10 protein-coding genes and 1 pseudogene are annotated in these 14,398 nt (G+C 70.5%); 2 read left to right on the forward strand and 9 right to left on the reverse strand.

The genetic code is table 11. The features are described from left to right. Positions 1-10 precede the first annotated feature (10 nt). Entirely contained in the window at positions 11-1,888 is a 1,878-nt protein-coding gene (locus Vlu01_RS06140) for a Xaa-Pro dipeptidyl-peptidase (RefSeq protein WP_239095725.1), read from the reverse strand. A 488-nt stretch (positions 1,889-2,376) separates the two neighbouring features. Here Vlu01_RS06140 and Vlu01_RS06145 point away from each other — a divergent pair, with 488 nt between their 5' ends. Next, on the forward strand, positions 2,377-3,723 hold the full coding sequence (locus Vlu01_RS06145; RefSeq protein WP_203995262.1) for a CE1 family esterase: 1,347 nt from the start codon (positions 2,377-2,379) through the stop codon (positions 3,721-3,723). 193 nt (positions 3,724-3,916) lie between these two features. Continuing rightward, on the forward strand, positions 3,917-4,663 hold the full coding sequence (locus Vlu01_RS06155; protein ID WP_275409257.1) for a DUF4184 family protein: 747 nt from the start codon (positions 3,917-3,919) through the stop codon (positions 4,661-4,663). Here Vlu01_RS06155 and Vlu01_RS06160 read toward each other — a convergent pair. The 8 genes and pseudogenes from Vlu01_RS06160 to Vlu01_RS06190 form a co-directional block, all read right to left on the reverse strand. Beyond that, a complete protein-coding gene (locus Vlu01_RS06160) occupies positions 4,660-5,604 on the reverse strand; it encodes an acyltransferase domain-containing protein (protein ID WP_203995269.1) in 945 nt (314 codons plus the stop codon). The two genes, Vlu01_RS06155 and Vlu01_RS06160, sit on opposite strands and share 4 nt — an antisense overlap. 101 nt (positions 5,605-5,705) lie before the next feature. Continuing rightward, positions 5,706-6,947 (reverse strand): cellulose-binding domain-containing protein, encoded by a 1,242-nt coding sequence (locus Vlu01_RS06165; protein ID WP_203995271.1) that lies wholly within the window; start codon positions 6,945-6,947, stop codon positions 5,706-5,708. Between the two features lie 116 nt (positions 6,948-7,063). Next, positions 7,064-8,815: an ABC transporter ATP-binding protein gene (locus Vlu01_RS06170; protein WP_203995273.1), complete on the reverse strand. Its 1,752-nt coding sequence runs from the start codon at positions 8,813-8,815 to the stop codon at positions 7,064-7,066. Further along, positions 8,812-10,488: an ABC transporter ATP-binding protein gene (locus Vlu01_RS06175; RefSeq protein WP_203995276.1), complete on the reverse strand. Its 1,677-nt coding sequence runs from the start codon at positions 10,486-10,488 to the stop codon at positions 8,812-8,814. Before Vlu01_RS06175 ends, Vlu01_RS06170 begins: the two co-directional genes overlap by 4 nt. Positions 10,489-10,691: 203 nt before the next feature. After that, the gene (locus tag Vlu01_RS06180) at positions 10,692-12,404 is read right to left on the reverse strand and encodes a CotH kinase family protein (protein WP_308440929.1); all 1,713 of its coding nucleotides are present in this window, start codon (positions 12,402-12,404) and stop codon (positions 10,692-10,694) included. A gap of 24 nt (positions 12,405-12,428) precedes the next feature. Next, a pseudogene (locus tag Vlu01_RS28095) lies at positions 12,429-12,860 on the reverse strand (chitobiase/beta-hexosaminidase C-terminal domain-containing protein); the annotation flags it as partial. Further along, entirely contained in the window at positions 12,851-13,681 is an 831-nt protein-coding gene (locus Vlu01_RS06185) for a polyphosphate polymerase domain-containing protein (RefSeq protein WP_239095727.1), read from the reverse strand. The gene Vlu01_RS06185 and the pseudogene Vlu01_RS28095, both read right to left, overlap by 10 nt. Beyond that, a complete protein-coding gene (locus Vlu01_RS06190; protein ID WP_203995278.1) occupies positions 13,681-14,277 on the reverse strand; it encodes a DUF4956 domain-containing protein in 597 nt (198 codons plus the stop codon). The genes Vlu01_RS06185 and Vlu01_RS06190 overlap by 1 nt, the downstream gene beginning before the upstream one ends. Positions 14,278-14,398: the final 121 nt, after the last annotated feature.

Here is a 14,398-nt window from a genome sequence, read left to right on the forward strand (position 1 = left end):
GGCGTCCGGGTCAGAAGCCCAGGGCGGCCCTCCCGCCCACCACCGGGAGGCGTAGATCGCTGTGGTGCGGTGCGACTCGCAGTCGGGTGCCGCCCAGCGGCAGCAGGGTGTATTCCTGGTCGGTGGAGAAGATCACCAGACCGATCCGGTGGCCCGCCGGGAAGATGTGGTCCTTGGGTTCCAGGGTCCACCGCAGGTCGTACAGCTTGCCCTGGCGCAGCGGATCGGTGCGCGACGCGTCGTGGCGGTTCTGCGGGTCCATCCAGCCCCGGGTCACCACCGCCGGCGCGGCGTCCGAGCCGGGCGGGCCGTAATCGACCAGGTACGCGGTGAGGTTCGCGTCCGGTTTGTTGTCGACGGCCAGGCGCAGCCGCAGCTCCGGGCGGCCGGAAATGCGGACGTCGCGGGTCAGCGTGGGGGAGAGGTACGCCAACCGGTGCGGGTTGGCGGCGTCCGGATCGGCGACCAGATCGTCCGGGTGGATGGTGCGACCCTCGTCGACGAAGCGCTGCTCGACCTTTGCCTTCGGCGGCTTTCCGGAGGTCAGCGTGCCCGTGCTGGCGTCGGTGGCGGCCAGCCGCAGCGCGACCTGCCGACTGTCCGGGTCGGGCCAGTTGGCGTACGTCGTATAGGTGCGGTCCTCGCGCTGCACCACGGCGGTCGGCTCGTCCATGATCCCGTTGGGCACCTGCCACAGCCAGTGGTCGAACCACCGGTTCTCGGTCTGCTTCCAGGTCCAGGTGCGGCCGTCGGGCAGGGTCACCGAGGCGGTGTTGCCCGGACCGCCGTGTCCGCCCTGGTGCAGCCAGATGCGGCGCGGAACGCGGTGCCGGGTCAGCTCGTCCCACCAGCCGGCGAAATGCTCGGTCTTGACGTTCCAGTCGTTGAGGCCGTGCACGACGAGCACGCTGGCCCGTACCTTGCGGGCGTCGAGGTGGTCCCGGTCGCCCCAGAACGCGGAGTAGTCGCCGGTGACGCGGTCCTGCCCGGCGGTCAGCGCGGCGATCTCCTCGGCGCAGCGGCCCTCCGCCCGGGCCTGGCCGGCGGTGAACCCGGCCAGCACGTCGGTGTCCTCACCCTGGTACGTCCCCGGTGCCACCACCAGGCCGTTGGCGCGGTAGTAGTCGTACCAGCTGCTGATGGCGGCCACCGGCACGATGGTCCGCAGCCCCGGGACGCCGGTGGCGGCCACCTGGTTGGGCAGCGTGCCGTTGTAGGAGACGCCGGTCATGCCGACCGCCCCGGTGGTCCAGTCGGCGGTGACCGCCGCCCCGGCCGCGTCGTACCCCTTCGCCCGTCCGTTCAGCCAGTCGATCACCGCCCTGGTACCGAGCGTCTCGGCCTGGTCGCCGCTGGTCGGACAGCCGTCGGAATCGCCGGTGCCGACACTCTGGCCGAGGACCACCGCGTACCCCCGGGGCACGTAGTAGTCGTCCAGCGAGCCGGGCAGGTTGGCCTTTGCCGCCGCCCGCTGCACCGCCACGTCGGAGGTCCGGCGGCCGGACCGGCGGTCGACGTCGTTCTGCGGCAGCTCGTCCACCAGGACGCTCGGGTACGGCACGTCGTACCAGACGTCCTTGCGGTACGGGCTGTGCTCGAAGATGACCGGCACCTTGAACCCGGCCGTGGCGGTCTCTCGGGGCCGGGATATGTCGATCGCCACCCGGTCGAGGCGGCCGTCGCCGTCGGTGTCCACAGTGGTCTCGACGTACACCCTCTCCTCGATCGCGTCGGCGAGCGAGAACACCGGTTGGGTCATGCCGTCGACGACCACGATGCCCGGTGTGGTGGTGGGTGCGGGCCGCGCCGCCGCCGGAGCCGCGCTCAGTGCCAGCGCAGCGGACAGCCCGATGCCGAGTAGTGCCAGCAGGTGGGGGGAGCGACGCACGTGCGTCTCCCTTCGGTGGCCGGAGTCCGCCAGGGATGGCGACCATCGATGACATGCTATGCCGCGCGGCGGCGGTATGGTGACCGTCCGAGCTGCGACCGGTCGAGCCGGAAAGAATCAAATATTTACATCTTGTGATGTTATCGCTCACAGGTTAGGTTGCGGGGGCAGGAGCGAAGGGCACGCTCCGACGTCCCCCGCCCGGTCGGTGACCAGGCGAGCCGAGGCGCGCTGCGCCGGCTGACGGGCACTGCGGGCCCCGTGCGGGACGGTCCACGCCGTCAGCCCAGGTGGCTGACGGTACGTCGCGGGAGCCGTGGCACACGTCGAATGCCGTCCCCGGGCCGCCCACCTGACCTGACAGCCCGGGCCGGTGTCGCACCGTATCCAGGCGCATCCCTCGCGGTACGTCGGCCGTTCCCGGCGTTGCCACCACCGCGATGCGCCGCACCACCGCGCGTCCCAGCGGGCGCGGAATGGAGTACACGATGTCCAGGCGTAAATCGATTTTCGGGCCTGTCGCGCTCGCGGCACTGATGGTGCTGGCCGCCGCCGGCACAGCTCTGAGCGCGCACCCCCGCAGCGTCCCGGCCGCACAGTCCGGCATCCTGGCCGCGACCGCCGGCTGCGGCCAGGCACCCACGCTGCGCAGCGGTACGCACACCATCCAGAGCAACGGCAAGAACCGCAGTTACATCCTGCGGGTGCCGGACAACTACAACAACAACCACCCGTACCGACTGGTGTTCGGATTCCACTGGCTCAACGGGTCAGCGACCGACGTCGCCACCGGTCAGACCGTGCAGCGCGACACCTGGGCCTACTACGGACTGCTGCCGCTGTCGAACAACAGCACCATCTTCGTCGCGCCGCAGGGCCTCAACAGTGGCTGGGCCAACTCCGGTGGCGAGGACGTCACCTTCGTCGACGACATGCTCCGGCAGATCGAGAACGCCCTCTGCGTCGAGACCTCGCAGCGCTTCGCGCTCGGATTCAGCTACGGCGGCGCCATGAGCTACGCCGTCGCCTGTGCCCGGCCGAACATCTTCCGCGCCGTCGCCGTCTACGGCGGTGCGCAACTGAGTGGTTGCAGCGGCGGCACCCAGCCGGTCGCCTACTTCGGTGCGCATGGCATCCGCGACAGCGTGCTCAACATCTCCAACGGACGGTCACTACGGGACCGGTTCGTCCGCAACAACGGCTGCACCGCGCAGAATCCGCCGGAACCGTCGCAGGGCAGCCTGACCCACCGCAGTACCACCTACTCCGGCTGCGCATCCGGCTACCCCGTGGTCTGGGCAGCATTCGACGAGGGACACATCGCCGCACCGCAGGACGGCGCACCCGGTGACAGCGGCTCCCGGACCTGGCTGCCGGGTGAGACCTGGCGCTTCTTCACCCAGTTCGACAGCACCACGCCGCCGCCCGGTCCGACCACCCCGCCGCCCGGTCCGACGACCCCGCCGCCGGGCCCCACCACCCCGCCGCCGGGCCCGACCACGCCGCCGCCCGGGTCGGGCGCCTGCCGGGTGAGCGTCGCGGTCAACGCCTGGAACAACGGCCTCACCGAGAACATCACCATCACCAACACCGGCACCAGCGCCATCAACGGCTGGTCACTGGTCTTCACCCTGCCCAGCGGCCAGACCATCACCGGCGGCTGGAACGCCACCTACTCCCCCACCTCAGGACAGGTGACCGCCAGAAACGTCTCCTACAACGCCAGCATCCCCACCAACGGATCACTGACCATCGGCTTCCAGGCCACCCACACCGGCAACACCGCCCAACCCACCTCCTTCACCCTCAACGGCGCCACCTGCACCATCGCCTGACACCCACGGTGCTCCCGGGGAGACGCGCCCGCGTACCTCCCCGGGAGCACCGGTTGCTGGCGCGCCCTACCGGCCGGCACCGGCCCGCAATACCGGGCCGGTGCCGGTGACGCGGACCCTATGCTTCGGACGCGCCGCTGACCTTTCGGTCACATCTCGCACCGGTGCTGGCGCTGAAGTGGTGGCGGCCACGGTGGTTCGACGGCGTCGCGTTGAGCACTGGCGCGATCGCGCCGGACGTCGCCTACCTGACGACCGCCTCGACCGGACGAGGCTTCGCCGACACCATTCCTGGTCCGCGTTGCTCTGGTGGTCCCTGCCGGTGGCGCTGCCGTACGCGGCGGTCTTCCGGTCCTGCGCCGGCACCATCCTGGCTCACCTGCCCGGCGATCGATGGTTTGGCTGGTACCGCCGCCACGGCCAGCTGACCCGGCGGCAGCACCAATGGTGGATCACGATCAGCTCGGCGCTGCTCGGCGCGGCGAGCCATCTCGGATGGGACTGGCTCACGCACACCGACGACTGGCTGCGGGTGGCGTTCGGTCTTCGCTGGTCCACAATCACGGACATCGCCTGGTGGACGGTGTCGGACCTGACGAGCACCCTCGTCGGTGCCGGGGTCGCCGTGGTGTTCGCCGCGCGCCTCGGCCGGCGGGAAGCGGCGACGGTCGGACCTGGTCGGGGCGCGCCGCCACCTCGGCGTCCGGCGCTGTTCTGGGGTGCTGCCACGCTGGTGGCCATCGTCGGCCTGGCACTCGTACCGCTGCTGCCCGGCGCCACCGTCCTCGCCGCGACCATCGTCCGGTCACTGCACGTCGCTGGTTTGGCCCTGCTGGCCGGTGCCGTCGCCGTCCGGATCGGCTCGCAGCGTCCGGAGGCCGGTCACCTGGCCGAGCCGTCCGGTGAGGACCGGGTGGCCGGCAGGCCGGGAAGGCGTTAGATCGGGAATCGTCCCGAACGCCACTGCCAGTGCCGGCCGGCCTTCAGATGGTCGATGACCGCGCGCTGCAGCGCGGTGCGACGGGGTAGCTGGTCCAGCGGTGTGCTGAGGCTGCGGAACACGAACCGCAGCACCTCGACGTCGGCGTCCAGCCCCTCCGGTTCCTCGTAGGGCTCCAACTCGAACCGGCGCTGAAAGCGGACGATGTTGGAATTCTCGGGCAGGTACTCCTGCAACTGCGGGTCGAGCAGCCACGAGCCGCAGGCGAAGGCCGTGTAGCGCTCATCGGGGAAGTGGCGCGGAAAGAACTCGCGAGCCTGCTCCAGCGAGGCGTCGATCGCCTCCGGGTCCATCGGCCCCGACTCGGGGATGTGCAGACTGATGGCGGTCTCGCCGCGATGGTGTTGCAGCCGGCCCAGCTCGTAGACGCCGCCGCGCGCGTGAAGCGTCAGCCAGCTCTGCATCACCGACCAGCCCTCGCGGTTCATCCGCCGGTCGATCGCGAGGTTGCGGCCAAGGTCGGCGAGGGTCACCCAGGAGACGCCGTCGGTGACACCGTGGTCGCGGTGGTACTTTCTGACCACGTCGACCAGGGCCAGGTACGCGTACACGTAGAGGTGCCGCCAGGCGGGACCTCGATCGCGGGGCAGCGCCGGACCGGGGGACAGCCACTCGTGGCCTCCGAGATCGGCGCGGACCAGGGCGATCGAGCGGTCCAGCAGCCAGCGCAGCTCCGGCGTCCACAGGGTGGAGTCGTGGTCGGGCCAGCCGGCCATGATCTCGGCGGCGTCATCGGGGCGCACCGCGAGCCGGTCGAGCAGCGCGGGCGCGTCGGCCCTGGCGGGCAGCGGCGCCGACGGCTGGTCACCGGCGAGCCGGTGTACGCGGTCGACCTCCTCGACGGGTACTCCGAGGCGGGCGGCGATGTCGTCCAGATCCACGCGGACGACCTTAGTGCGGCGCCCACGACCGTTACCGCCGCGGGTCGCCCTCACCCGGCGGCCACGCGGGTGGGCCCGGCGCGGCGCCGGGCCCACCCGGTTCAGTAGCCGTAGCGGCTCTTCAGGTGACGCCACCAGTCGCGGAACATCCAGGTGTCGAACTCGGTGATGGAGCTGGCGCTGCCGGCCTTCATGATGAAGCCGCCGACGCCGCTAGGGGTCCAGTCGTAGAAGTCGTCGAGGCCGAAGGTATGGCCGATCTCGTGCAGCAGAATGGTCATGTTCTCGGCGTTGAGGTTGTTCATGTAGTACTCGCGGCCCATGCGTTGACCCCAGTCACCGCCGGCGCCGCCGCCGAAGCCGTCGGTCAGCCACAGCGACTGGTCGTAGTGACGGGCCGCTCCGCCCGGACAGTTCGGGTACTGGCCGCCCTGGTTGAAGAAGCGACCGCACTCGGGGGCGCACTGCGGGGCGTTCTCCCTGATGTTGTTGACGTAGATGTCGACGGAGTTGTCCGTCCACTGCAACTGGTTACGGTCGCGTACCGCCCAGCCGACCACACGGATCGGCACCTCCCGGTACGGCCAGGCGTTGTGGCCGACCATCAGGTCCATCCACTTCTTGTACTGGCGGGCGAGGGTGGCGTGGATCTGGTCGCGTTGGGCGGCGGTGACGGTGGCGCTGGAGTCCCACCGGACGCAGAAGTTGAGGTACCCGCGGTTGGCCATGACCTGGTCCCAGCCGTAGTTGCGGAAGCCGTACGGGTTGCCGTTGTGGTAGGTCTGCTCGACGTGCTGCCACACCTGGTCGAGGGGGCTGACCAGGTGGGCCGGTGGGTTCCAGCCACTCGTCGGGGGCGGCGTGGTCGGCGGTGGGGTCGTGGGCGGTGGCGGCGCGGGCGTCGTCGGCGCCGGAGTGCCCGGCACGCCGGTGCAGGCCACGCCGTTGAGCGCGAAGGTGGTCGGCGCCGGGTTGCTGCCGCTCCACGAGGCGTTGAAGCCGAAGGAGGTGCCGGCCCCGGTGCCCAGCGCGCCGTTGTAGCCGGCGTTGGTGGCGGTGACCCGACCGTCGGTCTGGGTCACGGTGGCGTTCCATGCCTGGCCGACCCGCTGCCCGGCGGTGTACGTCCAGGTCAGGGTCCAGCCGTCGATCGGATCACCGAGGTTGGTGATGGTGACGTCGGCGCCGAAGCCGCCCGACCACTGGTTGGTGATCCGGTAGTCGACCCGGCAGCCGGGCGCGGCCGCCTGTGCGCCGGTGACCGCGAGTGCCGCGCCACCGACGGTGGCGAGCGTGGCGACGATCGCCACCGTGAGCCGAGTGCCTGTTCGTGAAGATCTCATCGATGGTCCTCCACTGCCGGGATCGTGGTCGGCCAGGGGTCACCACGACAACATATATAGAGACGCATCGATGTTAAAAGATAGATTGACTTCCATACAAACTAAATCGAGAGAGGTCAGCGCCGCCAGGCCGACCAGAGTTCGGCGTACCGGCCGCCGGCCGCGACCAGCTCGTCCGGGGTGCCGATTTCGACGATCCGGCCGTGCGCCATCACGGCGATCCGGTCGCAGGTGTGCGCCTGGCTGAGCCGGTGCGCGACCACGACAGCGGTGCGACCCCGGATCAGTGCGGCGCTGGCCTGTTCGAGCTGCCGGGCACCCGCGCTACCAGCCTCGGCGCTGGCCTCGTCGAGAACGACGATCGGTGGGTCGAGCAGGGCGATGCGGGCCAGCGCCACCTGCTGGGCCTGACCGGCCGTGAGCGGGTGCTCGCCGTCGCCGACCCGGGTCGACAGCCCGTCGGGCAGGGCGGTGACCCAATCGTCGGCGCCAACCAGCCGCAACGCAGCGTGCAGCTCCTCGTCGGAGGCGTCCGGCGCGGCCATCCGCAGGTCATCGGCGAGGGTGCCGGCGAAAACGTGCACCTCCTGGGTCACGACGCCGACGGTGCGGCGCAGGTCGACCGGATGCAACTCGCCGATCGGACGGCCAGCCAGCCATACCTCGCCCTCGGCGGCGGGGAAGACACCGCCGAGAATGGCCGCGAGCGTGGTCTTGCCGGCTCCGCTCTCGCCGACGATCGCCAACGACTCACCCTCGGCGATCTCGATCGAGACGTCCTGCACCACGGCGGGGCCGCCGGGATAGCGGTGCCACACCGACTTGGCGGTGACGCCCGTCGGTAGCCACGCGGACGCCGGTCCGGCCGGTCGTGTCGCGGGTACGTCGAGCGTGGAGATGCCGACCAGCCGCGCGAGCGCCGCACCGGCCGACTGGATGTCGTTGAACGACATCAGCAGCAGACCGAGCGGGCCGAAGAGCCGGTGGAAGAGCAGCGCCGCGGCGGTGACGTCGCCGACCGTGCTGTCGCCCGCGCGTACCAGCAGGAACCCGGTGAGCAGCACGGCGGTCAGGCCGAGCGCCTCCGCGTAGTTCATCGTGTTCGCGAACCAGAGGAAGCCGCGAACCGCTCGCAGTCGCGCAACGACGGCCTGCTGAGAGGCCTGCTCGACCCTTCGGCTCTGCCGTTCCTGCATGCCGTACGCGTGCACCGTCCGGGCACCGGTGAAGGTCGTCAACAGGCTCTGCGTCCGCACCGCCGCGGCTTCCCGCTCGGCGGCGTACAGCCGTTTCGCCTGCGGCACGAAACGGCGCAGGCTCATGACGTACACCGGGAAGACGACCAGGAACGCGACGGCGATGCGCCAGTCGAGCGTCGCGAAACCGGCGAACGTGATGACGACGGTGACCAGTGCGGTGAAGATTCCGGCCGCCAGCCGCACCGAGTCGGTCACCCGCTCCACGTCCTCGGTGACCCGTGAGGCCACGTCGCCGGACCCGGCGCTCTCCAGCCGTGCCGCGTCCATCCGCAGCGCCCGGTCGAGCACCTCCTCGCGCAGATCGGCGCAGGCACGCATGCCCCACTCGGTGACCAGCCAGTTGGCGGCCCCGGTGAGGGCCGCGGCGACCAGGCCCGCGCCGAGGATCAGCCCCGAGGTGAGCAGCAGCGATCCGACGGTGCCACCGGCCACCACAAGGTCGACCAGCCGGCCGAGCAGGATCGGCACGACGACGGCCGCGACGCTCGCCGCCGTCGCCGCCGCCACCGAGGTCCAAGCGAGCAGCGGGTAGCGCCGCAGGGCACGCCAGAAGGCGGTGAGGGTCGTCCGCCCGGTCGCGACCGGCAGGATCGAGGCGTTGGGCGTCATCGCAGCACCACCTCCGCGTACGACCAGTCGGCGAGCAGGTCGCGGTGACGTCCGACGGCCGCCGCTCGACCATCGCGGAGGAAGACGACCCGGTCGCACCGGTCGAGCAGCGGTGCGCTGGTGGTCACCAGTACGGTCGCCCGGCCGTCGCCGGTCCGGTGGGCGCGGATGCCCTCGGCGATGGCGTGCTCGGTGACCGCGTCGATCGCCGTGGTCGGGTCGCGGAAGACGGTGACCGGGCGATCGGCCAGCAGCGCGCGGGTCAGGGCGAGTCGCTGCCGCTGGCCACCGGAGAGGTTCAGTCCGTGGTCCACGAGTTCGCGGTCGAAGCCGCCCTCGTCGGCGAGCAGGTCACCGACGGAAGCCGAGGCCATGGCGGTGCGCAGGGCCTCGTCGTCCCGGTCGTCGTCGGTCTGGAGCGCCTCGCGCAAGGTGGTGCCGAACAGGTCGACTCCGTGTGGTTCGACCAGCACGGTCCGGCGCAACGAGGCGAGGTCCAACTCCCGCATCGGGGCGCCGGCCAGCCGCACCTCGCCCCGGTCCGGCGATCGCGCGCCCGCGAGCAGTTCGGTGACGGTGTCGGCGGTGCCGGTCTCCCCGGTGACGATGCCGAGCAGCTCACCGGGGATCACGGCGAGATCGACGCCGTCCAGGCCCGGCGCGTGCACCGCGTCGAGCGTCAACGTCCCCGGCAGGGCCGTCCGCGTCCCGGACGGAACCCGCTCCGGGGCGGCGAGCACCTCGGCCACGCGGGTCGCGCTGGCCCGTGCCGTCGCCAGTCGGAAGACGCAGTCGGCGAGATTGAGCACCGGATCGCTGAGGAACGTGGCCAGCCCGACGATCGTGATGAGCTGTCCGACCGTGATCCGCCCTTCCAGGGCGAACCAGCCGGCCAGGGCAGCCACCGCGGTGATCAGCAGGCCGGTGGTGAAGGTGGACGCACCGATGAACGTGGCACCGGCCTTGACCGTGCCGATGCCGGCGCGTAGCGACGTCCGGCTGGCCGTGCGGTAACGGCCGACGGCCTCGTCGACGCCACCGAATCCGCGCAGCGGTCGGAGCCCCCGCAGCAGGTCCGACGCCGTGGCGGCGGCCCGGCCGACCGCCTGCTGCTGCGCCGACGTGCGGCGGCCCACGACCGGCCCGAGCGCGTTGAGCGCGAGCACCAGGATCGGCACGCCCACCACCAGACCGAGCCCGAGCGACCAGTCGATCCGCAGCAGCACAACTGCCGACACCGTCAGGCCGATGAGCGCACTCACGCCCCGGGTGCCCAGTTCGAGCAGTTCCGCGGCGGACTGGGTGTCGGAGGTCGCGATCGAGAGCAATTCTCCGCTCTGGCGTGTGGTCCGGATACCCTGACCGCCGACCACGCGTCGGACCACCCGCATCCGCAACTCGTGGGACTCCTGGGTGACCGCCCGGGACAGGAACCAGAAGCCTGACCGCCAGCCCATGGTGAGGGCGGTGAACAGCGCGAAGATGCCGAGAACGGACCAGGCCATGGCCGAGGTCGAGCCGGTTCCGACGGCCTGGTCGATGACCAGGCCGATGGCCACCGGGACGAGGGCCTCGCACACCTGATGCAGTGACCAGAACGCGGCGCACAGGGCGGTGTCGCGTCGCTGCCGCCAGAACATCCGGCGGATCAGTCGCCCCGTGGTCTGTGTCATGCCCCCGCCTCACGTCCCGAGAAGTTAGGGCAGGCTAACCCGCTCTCCTCGCGGAACGCCATTCGCGGTGCGCCGTGGTCAGGCTCGGCCGCGAGCCAGCCCACCGAGACGGGGCCGCCCGGCACCAGAGCAACAGTGGTCTGGTGCCGGGCACTTCCGCCCCGACGGCGGCAGCGTGGCGGGCAGCGGCCCAGGGGTCTCGGTCAGTTGGCCGTGCAGGTTGGCGTCGGTGTGCCGGGCGTGCCGGTGGCGGAGCCGAGGAAGCCGAACGTGGTGCTGGCACCCGCGGCGAGGCTGCCGTTGTAGCTGACGTTGCGGGCGGTCACGGTCGAACCCTGGCTGGTGACTGTCGCGTTCCAGGCCTGGGTGACCGCCTGGCCGGCCGGGTACGTCCAGGTGACCGTCCAGCCGCGGATCGCGGAGCCACCTGCGGTGACCCGCACCTCGCCCTGGAAGCCACCGGACCACTGGTTTGTCACCGTGTAGGTCGCGGTGCATCCGCTTCCGGTCGGCGGCGGCGTGGTCGGCGGGGGAACGGTGGGTGGCGGCGTGGTCGGCGGGGGCGTGGTGGGCGGGGGCGTGGTCGGTGGCGGCGTGGTCGGTGGCGGCGTGGTCGGCGGGGGAGTCGTCGATCCACCCCAGCCGGCCGTGGAGTCGAGCCAGGCCGCGCGGCGCAGCATCCAGTCCCGCATGAACTGGACCTGCCCCTGCCAGGTCGGCGAGGTCGGCGTGATGAAGGGCCCGACCATCCGGGTGCTCAGGTTGGGCCAGCGCTGGAAGTTGCGCTGCGCGGCGGCGGTCAGCGGTGTGCTGAGGGTGTTGATGCGGGACTGCAACGAGGCGTCGGAGAGCAGGCCACGGCGCAACGTCTGCCACCGCAGCCGTACCTCGTTGACGAAGGCCGGGTCGCGCATCAACTGCGTGTACCAGTCGTTGGCCAGCGGTTGGCGGATCTGTTGGTACTGCCAGCCGGCGGTCTGGTCGTTCTGGAAGAAGCCGCCCACCCCGAAGCTGAGGTCGTAGTCCCAGAGCGGACCAGCGAAGATCTTGGTGTCGCGGTCCTTGTAGAAGTACGCGCTGCGGATGTACGAATCCATCTCCCGGCTCAGTTCGTTGATGATGAGCTGGTCGATGAAGGAACCCACGTCGATGTACGCCCGGTAACCGCTGACCGGATCGGCGAAGTTCGGTGCCCGGAGCACGTTGTGGAACTCCTGGATGTGGTTGCGCAACCAGTCACGCTGCTCGGGTTGCAGCGGCGACGGATCGGCCACCTCAAGGTAGTTCCAGCAGCTCGCCGCCGGCCCGGTGCAGGGCAGCGTGGGCTCCTCGGCAGCCATCCACTCGAACTTCCAGATGTAGCCGCCGGTGATCCTGGGCAGGGTCAGGTCGTCGGAGCGCAACTTCTTGAGGTCGAGACGGTTCTTGGAGTTCTTGATCGTCTCGACGATCATGTAGACACCCATGTAGTCGTCGGACCCGACCGGGCCGGCGTCGGTGTTCAGGTAGAACTCCGCGAAGGCGTACCGGGGCGCCGGCAGGCCCATCTGCCGCCCCAGGTCGTAAACGAACGCGTCGCGAATCAGGGACTTGTCGCTGAACGGCCCGCGCAGCACCCAGTCGGAGTCGGCCGGCATGCCGAGCACCGGGTAGTCGGCGTCATCGTCATCGTTGTCCCAGAACTCGAGGCGGAACGGCGTCTTGTCGAACATCGCCGACGACTGTCCGCGCAGCCGGAACCCGGCCCGGGTGGCCACGGCGGGTGCGGTCGCCAGCGAGGTGCTCCCGCCATTCGGTTCGAAGATCATTGTGCTGGCGTCGAGGTACTCCTCCCGGCCAGGCCGGCCGGCGCCGTACGAGTCGATCAGGATGACCGGCAGGTCATGTGCGTTGCTGGTGTTGCGGGCGACGTACATGGCGGTGCCAGGTGCGCCCGAGGCGGTCTGTCCGACGAATGCCTGGGCCCGCAGCTCCGTCGTACGCGTGAACCGCAACGCCGATCCGGAGTAGAGCGGTGACTGCGCGTTCGGCAGGCTTCCGTTGGTGGTGTAGCGGATCTGGGCGCCGCTGACGGTGGTGGTCAGCGAGACCGAGACCTCGCCGGAGAAGGTGCCACTCGGTACGGAGAAGCCGATGTCGCCGACCAGGTCCTCGGCGGCAGCCGCGGCCGCCGCAGCGTCCGCAGCGGTGTTGGAACCAGCGGTCCGGTCGACCTGGCTGCTGGAACTGGTGGACGTGTCGGCGATGGGTTCCGCACCAGCCGGTGCCGGCGACGGGACGAGAATCCCGGCGACCAGCACGGCGACGGCCGCGATCCCCGCGATGCGCAGGGTTGCCGCCGAGGTGTCGGCGCTGCGGTCGGTCAGACGCACGATGCCTCCTGAACGGGACGGTGGGTGGTGGCGGTCGGTGCCGTGCCCACCGACGGAGTGGTGCGAAAATGGCGGCGCAGGGTCCGGCGCCAGGGGGCGTCCGGCAGGTCTGGACGCAGCGCGGCCAGGCCTGTCGCGTACTTGGATATGCGGGCGGGCCGCAGCCCGCGTTGCCACAGCACCCGGTCGGCGGGCGATGCGGCGGCGCTGGTCTTGGTCTCGACCACGGCGAGGTCGGGCAGGTGCAGTGAGGTGTCTCCGGCCTGCCAGGCGAGCCCGGTGTCGATGGTGACCCGGCTGGCGGTCGCCGGCAGCAGCAGCGTGGCTCGCCGGTAGGTGGTGACCAGCACCGGATCGAGCACGCTGCCGGCGGGTGGGCAGATCGCCTCCCGCATCAGCGCCTCGTCGACGAAGTCCCGGCCGGGGCCGACGGTCGTGCGGTCGCGCGGATCGTACGGCAACCGGTGCTTGGTGATGCTGTCCCGTGCCCCGCTGATCTTGACTTCGAGCCAGCACTGGGCCGAGTCGAGGTAGGTGCGGGTGCGCACCTTGAAGCGGCGTCGCCGCCGGTAGGCCGCACAGTGGTAGCTGACCAGCCGCGCCGTGTCGAAGTACACCGACTCGTACCGGAAGCTCCGCGCACCGTCGATCTCCAGCACCCGGGCGTGCGGGGTGAGCTGGTCCAACAGGTGTGGCAGCCGGTCGACTGGGACGAGGTACTTGCGGTCCACCCTGGTTTGCAGCGCGGCCCGGTCGATGAGCTCGGCCAGCCCGATGGTGTCCATGCCCGCCAGCGCCGTGGTGATCTGTTGGTTGCTCATCAGTGGACTCCCGCCTGTGCCGGGGCCGCGGCGGCCCTGGCCGAGCGGCCCTTGACCGAGTACCGGACGTCGACCCAGGTGGTCTCGTTGACCAGGTCGAGTCGCTGCACGGTGGCGACGTGCACGCGGCCGCCGAGCAGTTGCTCCAGTTGGGCGACGAGGGTCACGTGGTCGGTCACGGCCGAGTCGAGCACCATGATCTGGTGCCGGTAGTGGCGGAGCAACCGGGGATGGTCGCCCAGGAACATCACCACGACGATGAGGCCCATCAGCCCGGCGCTGAGCCAGATCGACGTGGTGCTCAACGCGCCGAGAATGCCCAGGGCCAACGCGGAAAAGTAGTAAGCGACCTCGTGCTGATCGAGCTCTGTCGACCGCAGGCGAATGATCGACAGTACGCCGAACAGCGCCAGCCCGAGCCCGAGCCCCGCGCCGACGTTGCTGGCGCTGAGCGCGCTCGCCACCGCGAGGACACCAACGTTGACGCCGAGGTAAGCGACGACGAGGTCGCGGCGGCGGTGTCTCGGGAAGTAGAGCCCGAAGACGAGCAGCACCACCGCGCCGATGTCGATCGCGAACAGGATGAGCTGCGACATCTGCTGTCTTCCTCCTGGGTCGCTGTCGCGCCGGTCCGGAACCGTCCCATCTCGTCGGCACGAGCTGCGGCCAGGTGACCAAACGCAACCGAAAATCTCGGTAAACTTGCGGCAACTATTC

The sequence above is a fragment of the Micromonospora lutea genome, from assembly GCF_016863535.1.
Classification (GTDB): Bacteria; Actinomycetota; Actinomycetes; order Mycobacteriales; family Micromonosporaceae; genus Micromonospora; species Micromonospora lutea.

Excerpts from the sequence above, each read along its gene's own strand:
- Vlu01_RS06170 (WP_203995273.1), bottom strand. The coding sequence starts at position 8,815 with ATGACGCCCAACGCCTCGATCCTGCCGGTCGCGACCGGGCGGACGACC.
- Vlu01_RS06180 (WP_308440929.1), bottom strand. The coding sequence starts at position 12,404 with ATGTACGTCGCCCGCAACACCAGCAACGCACATGACCTGCCGGTCATC.
- Vlu01_RS06175 (WP_203995276.1), bottom strand. The coding sequence starts at position 10,488 with ATGACACAGACCACGGGGCGACTGATCCGCCGGATGTTCTGGCGGCAG.
- Vlu01_RS06165 (WP_203995271.1), bottom strand. The coding sequence starts at position 6,947 with ATGAGATCTTCACGAACAGGCACTCGGCTCACGGTGGCGATCGTCGCC.
- Vlu01_RS06185 (WP_239095727.1), bottom strand. The coding sequence starts at position 13,681 with ATGAGCAACCAACAGATCACCACGGCGCTGGCGGGCATGGACACCATC.
- Vlu01_RS06190 (WP_203995278.1), bottom strand. The coding sequence starts at position 14,277 with ATGTCGCAGCTCATCCTGTTCGCGATCGACATCGGCGCGGTGGTGCTG.
- Vlu01_RS06145 (WP_203995262.1), top strand. The coding sequence starts at position 2,377 with ATGTCCAGGCGTAAATCGATTTTCGGGCCTGTCGCGCTCGCGGCACTG.